Genomic DNA, 16300 nt, shown 5'->3' on the forward strand with positions numbered 1-16300 from the left:
TCGAAAGGTTCAGACCTGCGTCCAGGCTTCCCATGGAGGATTGATCGGATGTCGAGGAAATGGGCCCGAAGAAGAATCCGCATGTTCTGCCTCACCGGCGCTCTGATCGCCGGTCTCTCCCTGACCGGTGGCTCCGCAGAGGCAGGCTCGCCGGGCGACGCGGTGGCCCGGGCCTTGCCCGCCGGGGTCTACTTCCAGAACGAGGGCACCGTCCAAGGGTGGTCCAACTACCCGCAGAAGCCCCAGAAGCAAGGCGTCATACGCAACGTCACCACCCCCGCCTACAAGGGTGGCAACGCCATTGAGGCCAAGCAGACCTACATCAACGAGGGCGGCGGTTACCACTCCGAGACTGTGCAGGACTCGACCCAGGCCGTAGGCCAGGACCGTTACTACGGCCAGGCCATCTACATTGCCCCCAACTGGCAGTTCCACGACCAGAACGTCACCTTCCAACAGTGGTCCCCCGAAGATCCCGAGGGGCCGTGGGAGCTGATGTTCATCCAGAACGACGAGCTGCGCATCGGCGGATCCGGCGGCATAAGCGCGAACGTCGCCAAGGTGACCAATCTGCGCGGCACTTGGATCCGGATCGTCACGCGCCTGAAGTTCAGCGGGACCGACGGCGCCTTCGAGATCTGGGTCAACGGCGTGAAGAAGTACAGCAGGACCGGAGTCCCCGTGCTGCCCAAGACATCGAACACGGTCCGCTGGTCGTCCGGCATCTACTGCACCGGCTGGCGTGACAGCCTGCCTGACGGCCCTTGGGAGCTCTCCGTCTTCCATGACCAGGCACGCATCGCGAACTCGTACAGCCTGGCCGAACCCGCGAACTGGTGACGCGAGGGCGGTTCGGCCGGCCGGGCGGGGCTTCCTGCCTCCCCGCCAGGCAGGAAGCCCCGCCCGGAAGCTTGTCAGGGGCCTCGTGCTGGTCGTTGAGCGGCATGGGGCGACGCCGGCTGCGCCGCACCTCTGGCCGCCACCGGATTCGCCTTCGGGACCACGAGGGGTGGCGGCCCGCCGCCGGGCCGCGGTATTGACCTGCTTCTGTCGGCGTCATGCCGGCCCGTACGACCGCCGCTTCCCCGCACCGCGAGCTGTCCGCGCCGACCAGGCCAGCCGGGGAAGGCGGCTGTCGACCATGGCCGAGAAGAACCTGCGCGTGTCATTGACGCGCGCCCCATAGGCCCCTACGTTCACCGCGATGAATCGATTCAACTTCTACCTACCTCAGGGGCCGCTGTGATCAGTAGAAGGAACATTCTCGCGGGCACCGCAGCCACGGTGGGCGCTGTGGCCGCCGGAACCGGCCCGGCCGTGGCCGCACCCACGCCTGCCGCAGGACAGTCCGCAGAGCCTGCCGCAGGGCCTGCCGGAAAGAGTGCTTTACGGGTCGCCTCACCGACCGTCGAGTACGTGCAGCGACCGCTGGGCCTCGACGCGGCCCGTCCGCGGCTGAGCTGGCCGCTGGCATCGGCCAGACCGGGGCAGCGGCAGAGCGCCTACCAGGTGCGTGTCGCCTCCAGCGCCGCCGGTCTGTCCCACCCGGACGTGTGGGACAGCGGCAAGGTCGTCTCGGGTGAGTCCGTCCTCGTCCCGTACGACGGTCCCCGACTCCAGCCCCGTACGCGCTACTTCTGGGCGGTGCGGGTGTGGGATGCCGACGGCGGTGTCTCGGAGTGGAGTGCGCCGTCGTGGTGGGAGACCGGCCTGGTGGACGAGTCGCAGTGGTCGGCGGAGTGGATCTCCGCTCCGGCGGCCCTCACGGACGTCCCGTCCCTGGAGGGCAGCTCGTGGATCTGGTACCCGGAGGGCGACCCGGCGAGCAGCGCTCCGGCGGCCACCCGATGGTTCCGCCGTACCGTCGGCCTTCCCGACGGCATCACCGCGGCCACGCTGGTCATCAGCGCGGACAACGTCTACGCCGTCTCCCTCAACGGCACCGAGCTGGCACACACCGACCTGGACACGGACAACGAGGGCTGGCGTCGCCCGGCCGTCATCGACGTCCTCGACCAGGTACGTTCCGGCCGGAACACCCTGGCGGTCTCCGCGGCCAACGCCACGGCCGGGCCCGCCGGACTGATCTGCGTGCTGGCCCTGACCACGTCCTCCGGCGAGCAGAGGATCCACACCGACGCCACCTGGAAGGCCGCGAACCAGGAACCGGCCGGCAACTGGCGCGCACCGGACTTCGACGACAGCGCCTGGCAGGCGGCGAAGGTGGCCGCCGCATGGGGAGCGGGGCCGTGGGGCCGAGTCGTACCGGTCTCGTTCGCCGCGCACCAACTGCGCCACGAGTTCCGCCTGCCGAGCAAGAAGGTGAGCCGCGCCCGTCTCTACGCCACGGCGCTCGGCGTGTACGAGGCGCACCTCAACGGCCGGCGCGTGGGACGCGATCGACTCGCCCCGGGCTGGACCGACTACCGCAAGCGTGTGCAGTACCAGACCTACGACGTCACCGGCTCCGTCCGCCCGGGCGTCAACGCGTTCGGCGTCTTCCTGGCCCCCGGCTGGTACGCGGGCAACATCGCCAGTTTCGGTCCGCACCAGTACGGCGAACGCCCGGCGCTCCTGGTCCAGTTGGAGGTCGAGTACGCCGACGGGACGAGTGAACGCATCACGTCGGGGCCCCGGTGGCGGGCCACGGCGGGACCGATCGTCTCCGCCGACCTGTTGTCGGGCGAGACCTATGACGCGCGGAAGGAGACGGCCGGGTGGACCTCGCCCGGCTTCGACGACCGGTCCTGGCTCGCGGTGCGCGGCGCTGACAACGATGTCCCGGAGAAGATCGTCGCGCAGGTCGACGGTCCTGTGCGTATAGCGCAGGAGCTCCGTGCCCAGGAGGTCACCGAGCCCGAGCCGGGCGTCTTCGTCGTCGACCTGGGCCGGAACATGGTCGGGTCGGTACGGCTGCGCGTATCGGGCGACGCCGGAACCACGGTGCGGTTGCGGCACGCGGAGGTCCTCAATCCCGACGGAACGGTCTACACCGCGAACCTCCGGTCGGCCGCCGCTACGGACACGTACATCCTCAAGGGGGGCGGTGAGGAGATCTACGAGCCGCGTTTCACCTTCCACGGGTTCCGCTACGTCGAAGTGACGGGGTTCCCCGGGAAGCCGTCGGCGGGGTCCGTGACCGGGCGGGTCATGCACACCTCCGCGCCGTTCACGTTCGAGTTCGAGACCGACGTACCGATGCTCAACCAGTTGCACAGCAACATCGTCTGGGGGCAGCGCGGCAACTTCCTCTCCGTCCCGACGGACACCCCGGCCCGCGACGAACGGCTCGGCTGGACGGGCGACATCAACGTCTTCGCGCCCACCGCCGTGTACACGATGGAGTCGGCCCGCTTCCTCAGTAAGTGGCTGGTCGATCTCCGTGACGCGCAGACCCCGGACGGCGCGTTCACCGACGTGGCGCCCACCGTCGGCCCCCTCGGCAGCGGCGCGGCGGGCTGGGGGGACGCGGGTGTCACGGTCCCCTGGGCCCTGTACCAGTCGTACGGCGACCGACAGGTGCTCAACGACGCCTGGCCGTCCGTCCGGGCCTGGCTGAGCTACCTGGAGAAGAACAGCGACGGGCTGCTGCGGCCGGCCGCCGGCTACGGCGACTGGCTCAACGTGTCGGACGAGACACCCAAGGACGTGATCGCGACCGCCTACTTCGCGCACAGCGCCGAGCTCGCCGTACGCATCGCAACAGAGTTGGGCGAGGATCCCGCGCCCTACGCCGACCTCCGGGCACGCATACGCACGGCGTTCCGGACGGCTTACGTCGCGTCCGACGGCAGGGTGAAGGGCGACACACAGACGGCCTACGTACTCGCGCTGTCCATGGATCTGCTGCCGGACGAGCTGCGCAAGGCGGCAGCCGACCGCCTCGTCGCCCTCATCGAGGCGAAGGACTGGCACCTGTCGACCGGCTTCCTCGGCACCCCGAGGCTGCTGCCCGTCCTCACCGACACCGGTCACACCGATGTCGCCTACCGGCTGCTGCACCAGCGCACCTTCCCCAGCTGGGGCTACCAGATCGACCGGGGAGCGACCACCATGTGGGAGCGCTGGGACTCCATACAGCCGGACGGCGGCTTCCAGAGCCCGGCGATGAACTCCTTCAACCACTACGCCTACGGCTCGGTGGGCGAGTGGATGTACACCAACATCGCCGGTCTCGCCCCGGCCCGGGCGGGCTACCGACGGATCGTCATCCACCCCCGCCCGGGCGGCGACGTCACCTCCGCCAACGCCACGTTCGCCTCCCTCTACGGTCCGGTGTCCACCCGGTGGCAGCAGCGGTCCGGACGCTTCGTGCTGTCCTGTGTCGTGCCGCCCAACACCAGCGCCGAGGTGTGGATTCCCACGGACGACCCCGAGCGCGTCAAGCACACACGGGGGACGTTCGTGCGCGCGGAGGACGGCTGCGCGGTGTTCGAGGTCGACTCGGGAAGCCACCGCTTCACCGTGTGACCGCGGAATGTACGAGCAGTTCTCCCGAGCACCCCTCCGAGCACCCCTTCGTGCTCACCGCCGTCGCCCCGGGCCGTTGCCGGGCCCTGGGGCGACGGTGTCGCCGGAGTCGACCGCAAGCAGTCACATCACGCCGGGTCACTCAGGATGTGCCGAGCGGGCGGTGCTCAGGCGGTACGTCGTCCCGGCCTCCGTACCGAACACGATCAGCCCCGGCTCCGGGCGCCGTATCCCGACGGGGTGGCCGTGGGCGGTCACCTTCAGGTCGGTCGCGGACCGCACGACCGCCCGGTTGCCGGAGCGGGACCGCAGACTGCCGGTCAGCAAGGCGCCCCCGCCCCACTCCAGGTCCACTTCGAAGCCACCGCGCGCCAGCAGACCGCGTACGCGGCCGTCCGGCAGCGTTGGAGGCAGCGCGGGCAACAGATGCAGCTCACCCGCGTGGGACTGGAGCAGCCACTCCGAAACCCCCGCCGTCGCCCCGAAGTTGCCGTCGATCTGGAAGGGCGGATGCAGATCGAAGAGGTTCGGCGCGGTGCGCTCGGGGGTGAGCAGGTCGGTCAGCAGCTTGTAGGAGCGTGCGCCGTCCTCCAGCCGCGCCCAGAAGTTGATCTTCCAGGCGAGGGACCAGCCGGTGCCCGCGTCACCACGCTGCTCCAGCGTCTTGAGCGCCGCGGCGAACAGTTCGGGGGTGCCGCGCCTGGTGATCTGGTTGCTGGGGTGCAGACCGTACAGATGGGAGACATGCCGATGGTTCTGCTCGGGAGCGATCGCGTCCCAGTCCTCCTGCCACTCCTGCAACTGGCCCTGGGCGCCGATCTTCATGGGCGGCAGCTTCCCGCGCGCGGCCCGCGCCTCGGCGCGCATGCCGCCTTGCCGGTCTCCGTGTCCCTCTCCGGCCGCGTCTCCGTCCGTGTCTCCGTCCTCGCCCAGCAGTTCGGACGCCTTGACGAAGCCGTCGAGAAGATCACGCAGGATCTGGTTGTCCATGGTCGGCCCGGCGCAGACGGACACGTCCGTGTGGTGGGCGTTCTCCGGCGAGACCGCGGGACAGGTGACGAGGTGTCCGCTCGCCGGATCGGTGACGAGGGTGTCGAGGAAGAACCTCACGGCGCCCCGGAGCACCGGATAGCGCCGGCGCAGAGCCTCCTTGTCACCCGTGAAGAGATAGTGCTCCCAGATACCGGTCGACAGCCAGGCTCCGCCGGTCTGCCACATGCCCCAGAACGCCCCGTCCACCGGCGCCGTGCCGCGCCAGGCGTCGGTGTTGTGGTGGGTGACCCAGCCGCCCGCCCCGTACTGCACCTCGGCGGTTCGCGCCCCGGTGACCGACAGATCCGCGAGCATCTCGAAGACCGGTTCCCAGCACTCCAGGAGGTTGGTGAGGGCGGCCGGCCAGTAGTTCATCTCCGTGTTGATGTTGATCGTGTACTTCGAGTCCCAGGGCGGGCTGAGCGACTCGTTCCAGATGCCCTGGAGGTTGGCGGGCTGGGTCCCGGGCCGTGACGAGGAGATCAGCAGATAGCGCCCGTACTGGAAGTGCAGGGCGACCAGGTGGGGATCGGCGGCGGAGGCGAAGTTCGCGACGCGTTCGTCGGTGGGCAGCGCCGCCGCGTCGGTCGTGCCGAGGTCGAGTTCCACCAGCCGGAACAGGCGCTGGTAGTCGGCGACATGGCGTTTCCGGAGCCGCGCGTACGGGACGTCCGAGGCGGCGTTGAGCGGAGCGGCGGCGCGGTGGGCGTGGTCGCCGGTCGGGTTCCGGTAGTCCGTGTAGCTGGTGCCGATGGAGACCAGCAGGGTGACGGAGTCGGCACCGGTGACCGTGAGGGTCCCGTTCTCGCTGCTGACCGTTCCGCCGTCGGCCCGGGCACGGGCCATGGCCCGGAACCGTACCTGCCCCGTGATGCCCTCACGGGTCTGTGACGTTCCGTCGATCGCGACGGTGATCCGGTCGGGCGATGACGCGGTCACGGTCTGTGGGCTGTCGAAGGCCGCGGTGAAGGAGACGGCCCCCGGCGCATCCGAAGACAGGTGCATGACAATCACCTGGTCGGGATGGCTGGCGAAGGCCTCCCGGCGGTACGTCACCCCGCCCTGTGTGCAGCGGACGGACGTGACGGCGGAGTCGAGGTCGAGCGTGCGCCGGTAGTCGTGGACCTCGCCTTCGGCGGCGAAGGCCAGACGCAGGTTGCCGACCGTCTGGTACATCAACTCGCCCTTGGGGATGCCGAGGAAGTCCGAGTCGATCAGGGACTGCGCGGCGGCCCACTCACCGGCGAACACCAGTCTGCGGATCTCGGGGAGAGCGGCCAGTGCGCTCGGGTTGGCAGGCTCGTACGGCCCGCCCGCCCAAACCGTGTCCTCGTTCAACTGGAGTTGTTCGCTGTCGGTGCCGCCGAAGACCATGGCGCCCAGCCGTCCGTTGCCGATCGGCAGTGCCTCCAGCCATGTGGAGGCCGGTCGGGGGTACCAGAGAGCGAACTCGCCGGGTTCCGCGGCGGCCCCGGACGAACCCTCCGGCACCGTCAAGTCGGCGTCCGCCCTGTCGGCGGCATGCGACGCGGCCCCGGACGACGCGAGGCTTGCCACGCTCGCTCCGGCGGTGGTGGACACTGCGAGGAAATGTCTGCGATCCATGGCAATAGCGTCGACTCATGGGATGTCTCCTGTCGACGGTGGGGGCGACTTTCGAAACTTTCCCACGGCGGACCGGTCCGGGCGCGCCCGCTCCATCCTCCCGTGCGGGGGCTCACCCCGATCGCGGAGAGCGTCGCTGTACTGGGAAATGCCGAGGCGGGACGGTCGCTCGGTCGACTCCGCTCTGCCTGTCCGGGCCAGGGCGCTGTGCCCCGCCCGGACGCGGTGGACCGGATGTGTCGTTTCGGGCCATGGGGGGAGAGGTTGGATGAGTCGTATCAACGCCGGAGGAGCCAAACTCGGTGCTGCGGGGGTGCCGCCGTCAGCCGCTTCCGCCGGGTTCAGTCCCGATAGCCCCGCAGCTTCCGGTACAGCGTGGCGCGGGCGATGCCCAGGGCCGCCGCCGCGCGGGCCTTGTTGCCGCCGTTGCGGCGGAGGGCCTCCAGGATGGCGGTGCGCTCGGCATGCTCCATCGGGCTGAGCTGCCGGGTGGCGGGTCCCTCACGTACGGGGTCCGGCAACTCGGCACGCCTGACGGGGCCCGTTGCGCGACGGTTCTCAGCCAACGCCCGTACAAGATGGGCGAGTTCGGTGACATTGCCGGGCCACGGGTACTGCTCCAGGGCGCGCAGCGCGTCCAGGGTCCAGGTGAGCGGGGGTCGTCCCGGTGCAGGCCTGGGGGACAGGGCCGGAAGCAACTCCCTTATGTCTTCCGGTCGTTCGTGCAGCGCGGGCAGCGTCACCGAGCGTGCGGCCAGGGTGTCCAGGAGCCGCTGGAGACACGGGCCCGGAGGCGCTCCGGGGGTGTAGGTGGCGAGTAGGGGTGCGCCCGGACGGGCGTCGAGCAGCGAGTTGAGGGCCGCCGAGTCGGGCTGCGCGAGACGCTCGATGTGACGGATGAGGAGTGGACGGCCGTCCGTCAGTTCGCCGATCCCGCCGCGGAGCCCGCCTTCCGCCGCGTCCACGATCAACGGCCTCGCGACCAACTCCCGTGCGAGCGAGGTCTTTCCGGTGCCGCGTTCGCCGACGAGGAGCAGGGGCTCCGGGGTCAGGGCCAACTCCATCGCGCGGCCGACCGCGTGGCGCCAGGGCACCGACCGCCCGGCCAGCGAAACGACGGTCCGCCCGGCCGAGGCCACAGGCGCACGCCCCACCCGCTCAAGCACGGCGACCGCACCGATGACCGAGCCCAGGTGCGGTACCGGGGTGACGGTCGCGGAACAGTCTGTGCCGTCCGGGAGCCGGATGCGGTACGGGGTCGAGGGTGCCGAGTCGGCTGCCGCTCCGGGTCCGGCGGCAGGACCGGTTCCGGTTGCCGCCTGTGTCTCTGCCTCGTCTCCGGATTCCGTAGCCGTGTCCGAGTCGCCCTCGAACTCCGGCTGTGCGCCGCTGCCCGCTGCCCGCAGCAGTGCGACCGTGTTCCGCTCCAGGGCTTCCAGTCCTTCCGGTGAAAGGAGTTGCCCCGCGGCCTCGTTGACGAGCCGGTTGCGTCCGTCGAGGGCGACGACCGCACGTCCTTGCTCCCGTGTGGCCCGCAGAAACGCGTCCAGCAGCACACGTTCCGCCGCCCGCGACCGTGCGAGGAGTTCCGCCTCGACGGCGCTCGCCGCTGCCTCGGCGAGCGGGGCCCCCGGGTGCGGCATGTACTCGGCGCTGAGTCCGGAGGTCACCGTCACCGTGCCCAGCGTCCGACCGGTCTCCGGCGCCAGCACCGGCACACTGACCGCGGAGATGTCCTGCCACAGGTCGAGGAAGTGCTCGGGGCCGTGCACCTCGGCGCGGCGGCGGGTGTGCAGCGCGAGGGCCGCGCTGTTGTGACCGACCTCCTGCTCGGAGAGGTCACGGCAGCACGCGGCGTCCGGAGCGCAGCCGGCCGCCCACAGCACCCGCAGCCGCTCGTCGGTGAGTACGAGCGCCGCCTGCCCGGTGCCGAGCGCCGGGGCGAGCCGTTCGAGCACGGGCAGGGCCGCGGTGAGCAGGGTGGATTCGGCCGGTCGTGCGGGATGCCGTGACGCCTCGGGCGCCGAGTCGGTCACATCGTGCCGCACGCCGAAGAACCGGGCGCGCTTCCACGCGGCGGCGACGTCGTCCGGCACGTCGTCCGGCAGTTGATGTCCCGTCAGGAACAGCTCGCGGGCCCTGCGCAGTGAAGCGAGGGAGGGGCGGACGGAGGAGCGTTCTGTGCTGGTCACAACGACACTCACCGTACCGGGCGCGGTTGAAGGAGCAACAACCGCCTTCGGTTTCCCGTTCGCGCCCCACACGCTCCGTCTGCGGTTTCCCGGTCCGCACGCCGCACCCACCGCGGGCGGTTTCCTGTTCGCGTCCCGTACCCACCGTCTGCGGTTTCCCGGTCCGCGCCCGTACGCACCGCCTTGAACAAGCGCGCCCACCGTCCCGTACCCACTGGGTACGTGTGCACCGTGCCGTCTCCAGCGCCGCACTGTCTCTAAATGAGACACCCACGCTCCGGCGCCCCCCTCCATGATCTTGAACGATCGGCGCCTGTTCTCTGTCCCTGGAGCGTTTCCCGTGCACACCGTCGAGCCCGATGTCGTGACCGACGTACTGATCGTCGGCAGTGGCCCCGCGGGTGCCTCCGCCGCGCTCGCCCTGAGCACGTACGGCGTACCGAACATCGTCGTCACCCGTTACGCGAGCCTCGCCGACACGCCCCGGGCCCACATCACCAACCAGCGCACCATGGAAGTGCTGCGTGACCTCGGCGTCGAGCAGGAGGTCGTCGCGAAGGCCACGCCGCAGCACCTGATGGGCAACACGACCTTCTGCACCAGCCTCGCGGGCGAGGAACTCGGCCGGGTCCGCTCCTGGGGCAACGACCCGCTCGTCCAGGCCGCGCACGAGCTCGCCAGCCCCACCCGCATGTGTGACATGCCCCAGCACCTCATGGAGCCGGTGCTCATGGACGCGGCCGTCGCCCGCGGCACGCGGCTGCGCTTCAGCACGGTGTACAAGTCCTTCGTCCAGGACGCCGACGGTGTGACGGTCACCGTCGAGGACCGGCTGCGCGGCGACGAGTACACCATCCGCGCCAAGTACCTCATCGGCGCCGACGGCGGCCGCTCGCAGGTCGCCGAGGACGCCGGGCTGCCGATGGGCGGCCAGATGGGCGTGGCCGGCAGCATCAACATCGTCTTCGACGCGGACCTGTCGAAGTACACCGCCCACCGGCCGTCCACCCTCTACTGGGTGCTCGCCCCGGGCGCCACCGTCGGCGGCATCGGCGCGGGCCTGGTGCGCTGCGTCCGGCCCTGGAACGAGTGGCTGATCGTATGGGGGTACGACGTCACCGCGGGCGCCCCCGACCTGACCTCCGAGTACGCCGAGTCCGTCGTCCGGGGGCTCGTCGGCGACGACGAGATCCCGGTGACCATCAAGTCGTCCTCGGCATGGACCGTCAATGAGATGTACGCGGAGACGTACTCGAACGGCCGCGTCTTCTGCGCCGGGGACGCCACACACCGCCACCCGCCGTCCAACGGCCTGGGCTCCAACACCTCCATCCAGGACGCCTACAACCTGGCCTGGAAGCTCAGGCTCGTCCTCGACGGCACGGCGTCCCCGAAGCTGCTGGACTCCTACACCGCCGAGCGAGCCCCGATCGGCAAGCAGATCGTCACCCGCGCCAACAAGTCCATCGGTGAGACGGCCCCCGTCTTCGAGGCGCTCGACGGGCTCTCCCCGCAGACCCCCGAGCAGCTGTGGGCCAACATCGCAGCCCGCAAGGAGGACACGCAGGCCGCGGAGAAGCAGCGGGCGAGGCTGCGCGAGGCCATAGCGTTCAAGGTGTACGAGTTCAACGCACACGGCGTCGACCTCAACCAGCGGTACGCGTCCGCCGCGATCGTCCCCGACGGTACCCCCGACCCCGGCTTCGACCGCGACCCCGAGCTGTACCACCAGCCCACCTCCCGCCCCGGCGCCAAACTCCCGCACGTCTGGATCACCTCGGGCACGCGCACCCTGTCGACGCTCGACACCGTCGGACAGGGCCGCTTCACCCTGATCACCGGCATCGGCGGCGGGGACTGGGCGCGGGCGGCCGCCGCCCAGGATCCGGAGATCGCCACCGTCGTCATCGGGCCCGGGCAGGAGTACGAGGACCCGTACGGGGACTGGGCGCGACTCAGCGAGGTGTCCGACGGGGGAGCCCTGCTCGTACGCCCGGACGGCTACGTCGCCTTCCGGCACGCGACGGCGGCCGCATCCCCCGAGGACGCGGAGCGGTTGCTTACGGGGGCGGTGCGGCGGATCCTCGGACATGCCTGACGGGAACGGGCGGGATGAGCCGCGGGACCAGGGGAGCCGTATGAGCACCGCATTCACCAGCGACATCACCGGGGCGGTCGTCGACAGCCTGGAGGGCACGGCCGACCCCCGGCTGCGCGAGGTGCTCGGCGCCCTCGTCCGCCATCTCCACGACTTCGTCCGCGAGACCGAGCCCACCATGGCGGAGTGGGAGAGCGCCATCGCCTTCCTGACGGCGACCGGGCAGACCTGCACGGACACCCGGCAGGAGTTCATTCTCCTGTCGGACGTGCTGGGTGTCTCGATGCTCGTCGAGACGCTGAACGCCGACCGCGGGGGGACAGAGGCGACGGAGTCGACGGTTCTCGGCCCGTTCCACCTGACCGAGTCACCGGTCCGGGAGCTCGGCGCCGACATCGACCTGGTCGGCAGCGGCGAGCCGTGCGTGGTCAGCGGCCGGGTACGGTCCGCGGACGGCACCCCAGTGCCGGGCGCCGTCCTCGACGTCTGGCAGGCGAGCGCCGAGGGCTACTACGACGTGCAGCAGCCCGGCGTCCAGCCGCCGGGCAACGGGCGGGGGCTGTTCACGGCGGACGCCGAGGGCCGCTTCTGGTTCCGTACGTGCGTGCCGAGCCCGTACCCGATCCCCATCGACGGACCCGTGGGCGACCTGCTCCGCGCGACCGGACGGCACCCCTACCGTCCCGCTCACATCCACTTCATCGTCTCGGCCGAGGGGCATGCGCCGGTCACCACGCACATCTTCGTGGCGGGCAGCGACCACCTCGACTCGGACGCGGTGTTCGCGGTCAAGAAGAGCCTCGTCCAGGACTTCGACGAGACCGACGACCCGTCCCTGGCACGGGAGTTCGGCGTTCCGAACCCGTTCCGGCAGGCACGCTTCGATCTCGTCCTGAACCCGGAGCGGTCGTAATGGAGTTCGTCCACGAGGCCCGGCCGATGCGGGTCGTCTTCCGGCCCGGAGCCTCGGTGACCGCGGTGCCGGACGAGGCGCGCCGACTCGGGCTGCGGCGGGTGCTGGTCGTGTGCGGTCCCCGGGGCGCGGCCACGGCACGGGCGGTGGCGGACTCCCTCGGTGACACCTGCGCCGGGCTGCACGCTCAGGCCCGTATGCATGTGCCCGTGGAGGTGGCCGACCGGGCCGTCGAGGTGGCGCGTGCCGCGGGCGCCGACGGCTGCGTGGCGGTCGGCGGCGGCTCCGCGACCGGCCTCGGCAAGGCCATCGCACTGCGCACCGGACTGCCCCTGATCGCCGTGCCGTCGACGTACTCCGGCTCCGAGATGACTCCGGTCTGGGGCCTGACCGAACAGGGCGTCAAGCGGACGGGCCGTGATCCGGCCGTGCTGCCGCGCAGTGTGGTGTACGACCCCGAGCTCACCCTGTCGCTGCCGGTGGGTCTGTCCGTCACGAGCGGCATCAACGCGGTGGCGCACGCCGCCGAGGCGCTGTACGCGCCGGACGCCTCGCCGCTGGTGGCGCTGATGGCCGAGGAGGGCGCACGGGCGATGACCCATGCCCTTCCCGGGCTGGCGGCCGACCCCGGGGACCTTCAGGCGCGCGGGCGAGCCCTGTACGGGGCCTGGCTGTGCGGTGCCACGCTGGGCGCCACCACCATGGGCCTGCACCACAAGCTGTGCCATGTCCTCGGCGGTACGTTCGGTCTGCCGCACGCCGAGACGCACACCGTGGTCCTGCCGTACGTCCTGGCCCACAACGCGTCCGCCGCCCCCGAGGCCATGGCCGCCCTGGCCCGTGCCCTGGGCACCGAGGACCCCGCGCTCGCCCTGCGGAACCTCTCCATCCGGTTCGGCGCACCCCGCTCCCTCGCCGAACTCGGCCTGACCGAGCCCGACTTGGCGGTGGCGGCGGGTCAGGCGGCGGGTCAGACGTACCCCAATCCCCGCAAGGTCACCGTGGACGGCGTACTGGACCTGCTGAGAGCGGCGTACGAGGGGCGGGCGCCGGAGCCGTCGTGACCGCCGCTTCCGCGGCCGGCCGCCGGAGCCCACTCCCCCTGAGACCGGGACGTCTCACCGACGCTCCGACCACCTAGTCTGAACCTTCCCCCGAGGTCCCGCCGACATCCTGGCGAGACCTGAAAGATGAAAACTGAAAGGTGAACTCCATGGCCCTCGGACTGCTCCGGCGGCGACTCATGGGTGCCTCCGCAGGCGCCGCAGGCCGCACGCTTCCGGTCCCGGCCGGCGCGGGTGCCATTGTCCGCGAGGTCCTCGACCCCGTGAACCAGCCCATGGGCGCCGCCGATGTGACGGTGACGGAACTGCGCAGCCACCGGGTCGCGGCACGCGGCGCCACCGACCCGTACGGCTTCTTCACGGCGGTCCTGCCGCCGGGCAGCTACAGCCTGCTGATCGTGGCGGAGGGCCTGGAGCCGCACCGCGAGACCGTCGAGGTCGTCGCGGACAGCAGTCTGACGCCGGTGCGCGTGTGGCTCCAGACTGCCCGGCAGCTCGAACTCCCGGTCCCCGGCACCTGGCTCTTCGACCCGCCGCACACGGCGATCCGCTTCATCGCCAAGCACGTCGGCATGGCACATGTGCACGGCCGTTTCGAACGCTTCGACGGCGGCATACAGGTCATGCAAGACGTGTCCGAGTCCCGCGTCCACGTGCGCATCGACGCGTCGAGCATCACCACGGGCAACAACACCCGGGACACGCACCTGCGCTCCGCCGACTTCCTCGACGTCGAACGCTACCCGTACATCGAGTTCAACAGCACCCGCTTCGCCTACCGCGGCGGCAGCAAGTGGACGCTGCACGGCACCCTGACCATGCACGGCGTGAGCCGCTCCGTCGCGCTGGACACGTCGTACCTGGGCATGGTCAACGGCGGCTACGGCGAGGAGCTGCGCTGCGCGGCCCTGGCCAAGGCGGAGCTGCACCGCGAGGACTACACCCTCAACTGGCGCACGATGCTGGCGCGCGGCATCGCGGTGGTCGGCCCGACGGTCCAACTGGAGCTGGACGTCCAGGCGATGTACCGCACCCACGACACACCGACGCCGCCGGAGTAGGCGAGGGCCCGTGTGAGGCGGCGGGTGAGTACCGGCACGCGGTCTCCCCACCGCCCCCCGTGACGACTACATAGGCCCTGACCGGGTCCTCACGGGTGCGGCAGCGTCAGGGCCGAGTCCCCGTGCACCGTGATGTGTACCGGTGTGAAGTCGACGGCGTCCACCCGCGACTCCCCGGTGCCGGGGTTGCGCGCGTAGCGCGGATGGGCGCCTCCGCTGATCTGCCAGCGGATGCGGTGACCGGCGGCGAACCGGTGGGCGGTGGCGCTCATCGGCACGGTGACTTCGGAGGAGGTCTGGCCGTCCGTCCGTACTGGGGCCATCCCGTCGCAGACGTTGAGGGAACGGCCCTGTGCGTCCACGTCGCAGAGGCGGGTGAAGACGTCGGCGTGTCCGGTGTCGGTGGAGATGCTCAGCCGCGCGGAGACCGGGCCGATGATGTCGACGGGCTCCGTCAGCGGAGGGCCGGTGAACGTCAGGACGTCCGCCCGGGCCTCCAGGGTGCCGTTGTCGCGGTGTCCGGCGGCGGGGGAGAGCAGGGGGCCTCCCAGGGACGGGGTGGGGTCGGCCGGGTCGTAGCGGACGGAGGCCACGGGACCGTGGTCCGTGGGGGCCTGCGGGATGAGGTGTCTGTCCGGAGCAGGGAACCATGCCGTGGTGGCACCCGGGGACTGCGGCCAGTCGTCGAGGTCCCTCCAGGTGTCGTCGCCGCCGACGTGCACGCGCACACGGGTGGGGCGCAGACCTGAGTGGTCGCCGCACAGGTGCGCACGCAGCCAGGCGAGGCTCTCGGCGAAGACGTCGGGCCAGCCCTGTTGCAGGGCGGAGGTGTGGGTCCAGGGGCCGACGAGCAGGGCGGTCTCGCATCCGGCCTTGCGCAGTCGGCCGTACTGCTCGAAGGTCTGGTCGACCAGCGCGTCGCTCCACCCCGTGATCAGACCGGTGGGCACGCTCAGCCCCTCTGCCGCTGCCCCCAGCGACGCGCCGTGCCAGTAGGGGTGTTCGGCGTCCGCATGCGCCATCACATCGTCCAGCCAGGGCACTTCACCGCCAAGGGCTGATGCGTGCGCCCCGCGCAGCGGCCGTGCCGTGGTGATCTCGCGCAGTCGGCGCCTCAGACGCAGCGTCGCTCTCACGAACGGTACGAAACCCCGGTGCTGGTACGTCATACCCGCGGCGACGGCGAGGGCGTTCTCCAGCTGGAGCACACCGTTCGTGTGGAACAGGGCGTAGGGATCGTGCAGACCCACCTGCACGACCATCGCCTTGAGCTCCGGTGGCGGGTCCAGGGCCAGCGCCCACTGCACATATCCCAGATAGCTGGGGCCTATCGTGCCCAGGGTGCCGGTGAACCAGGGCTGGGAGCGCAGCCAGGAGACCGTGGCCCGGCCGTCGGCGGCCTCGTTGCGCCACAGGTCGAACGTACCGCCCGAGCCGCCGGTGCCGCGGCAGCTCTGCAGTACCACGTGGAAGCCCTGCTCGGCGAAGAGCACGCCGTACATCGGGGACCACGGCAGGCCCCTGCCGTAGGGCGAACGCACCAGAAGAGTGGGGAAGTCGCCCTCGGCGCGCGGGAAGTAGTGGTCCGTGACGAGCGGGCTGCCGTCGGCGCCGGGGACCGTCAAGCCCGGCTCCCAGCCGACTTCGTACCGCCTGGCCGGGAGACCGCGCCAGGTCGCCCGCAACAGCCGTGAGGACAGTGGCGGTTTACCGGCGGGCGGTGTCCAGGCCGGCCTGGACGCGGCGTCAGCGGCGTCATGGGTGCGTGATGTCATGGCCCCTCCTCTATTCTCGTACGTTGTACGAGAATAGAGCATGCTTGGATGACGTCGACAAGGGGCGCAGTGGCGAGGAGAGGACACGAA

The 16300-nt window shown here is 70.7% G+C and carries 9 protein-coding genes; 6 read left to right on the plus strand and 3 right to left on the minus strand.

The window, feature by feature from the left end; translation table 11 throughout:
* The first annotated feature begins 81 nt into the window (after positions 1-81).
* Both E0500_RS25200 and E0500_RS25205 read left to right on the plus strand, forming a co-directional pair.
* On the plus strand, positions 82-840 hold the full coding sequence (locus E0500_RS25200; protein ID WP_258572925.1) for a polysaccharide lyase: 759 nt from the start codon (positions 82-84) through the stop codon (positions 838-840).
* Positions 841-1242: 402 nt separating this feature from the next.
* On the plus strand, positions 1243-4470 hold the full coding sequence (locus tag E0500_RS25205; RefSeq protein ID WP_131563743.1) for an alpha-L-rhamnosidase: 3228 nt from the start codon (positions 1243-1245) through the stop codon (positions 4468-4470).
* A gap of 138 nt (positions 4471-4608) precedes the next feature.
* On the opposite strand, the gene E0500_RS25210 is transcribed toward E0500_RS25205, so the two are convergent.
* Entirely contained in the window at positions 4609-7107 is a 2499-nt protein-coding gene (locus E0500_RS25210) for a glycosyl hydrolase family 95 catalytic domain-containing protein (protein WP_131563742.1), read from the minus strand.
* Positions 7108-7448: 341 nt separating this feature from the next.
* Complete coding sequence (locus E0500_RS25215; RefSeq protein ID WP_309505137.1) at positions 7449-9299, minus strand: helix-turn-helix domain-containing protein; 1851 nt, start codon at positions 9297-9299, stop codon at positions 7449-7451.
* A gap of 340 nt (positions 9300-9639) precedes the next feature.
* On the opposite strand from E0500_RS25215, the gene E0500_RS25220 reads away from it, so the two are divergent.
* From E0500_RS25220 to E0500_RS25235, 4 genes are all read left to right on the plus strand, one after another.
* Positions 9640-11397, plus strand: a complete 1758-nt coding sequence (locus E0500_RS25220) for an FAD-dependent monooxygenase (RefSeq protein ID WP_131563740.1) — start codon at positions 9640-9642, stop codon at positions 11395-11397.
* Between the two features lie 40 nt (positions 11398-11437).
* Complete coding sequence (locus E0500_RS25225; protein WP_131563739.1) at positions 11438-12310, plus strand: intradiol ring-cleavage dioxygenase; 873 nt, start codon at positions 11438-11440, stop codon at positions 12308-12310.
* On the plus strand, positions 12310-13374 hold the full coding sequence (locus E0500_RS25230) for a maleylacetate reductase (protein ID WP_131563738.1): 1065 nt from the start codon (positions 12310-12312) through the stop codon (positions 13372-13374). Before E0500_RS25225 ends, E0500_RS25230 begins: the two co-directional genes overlap by 1 nt.
* 149 nt (positions 13375-13523) lie before the next feature.
* Positions 13524-14435, plus strand: a complete 912-nt coding sequence (locus tag E0500_RS25235) for a YceI family protein (protein ID WP_131563737.1) — start codon at positions 13524-13526, stop codon at positions 14433-14435.
* An 89-nt stretch (positions 14436-14524) separates the two neighbouring features.
* Here the strand turns inward: E0500_RS25235 and E0500_RS25240 are convergent, their stop codons facing one another.
* Positions 14525-16210, minus strand: coding sequence for a CocE/NonD family hydrolase (locus tag E0500_RS25240; protein ID WP_181587123.1), 1686 nt, complete (start codon positions 16208-16210; stop codon positions 14525-14527).
* Positions 16211-16300 lie beyond the last annotated feature (90 nt).

It is taken from the genome of Streptomyces sp. KM273126, assembly GCF_004337435.2.
GTDB classification, from domain to species: domain Bacteria; phylum Actinomycetota; class Actinomycetes; order Streptomycetales; family Streptomycetaceae; genus Streptomyces; species Streptomyces acidicola.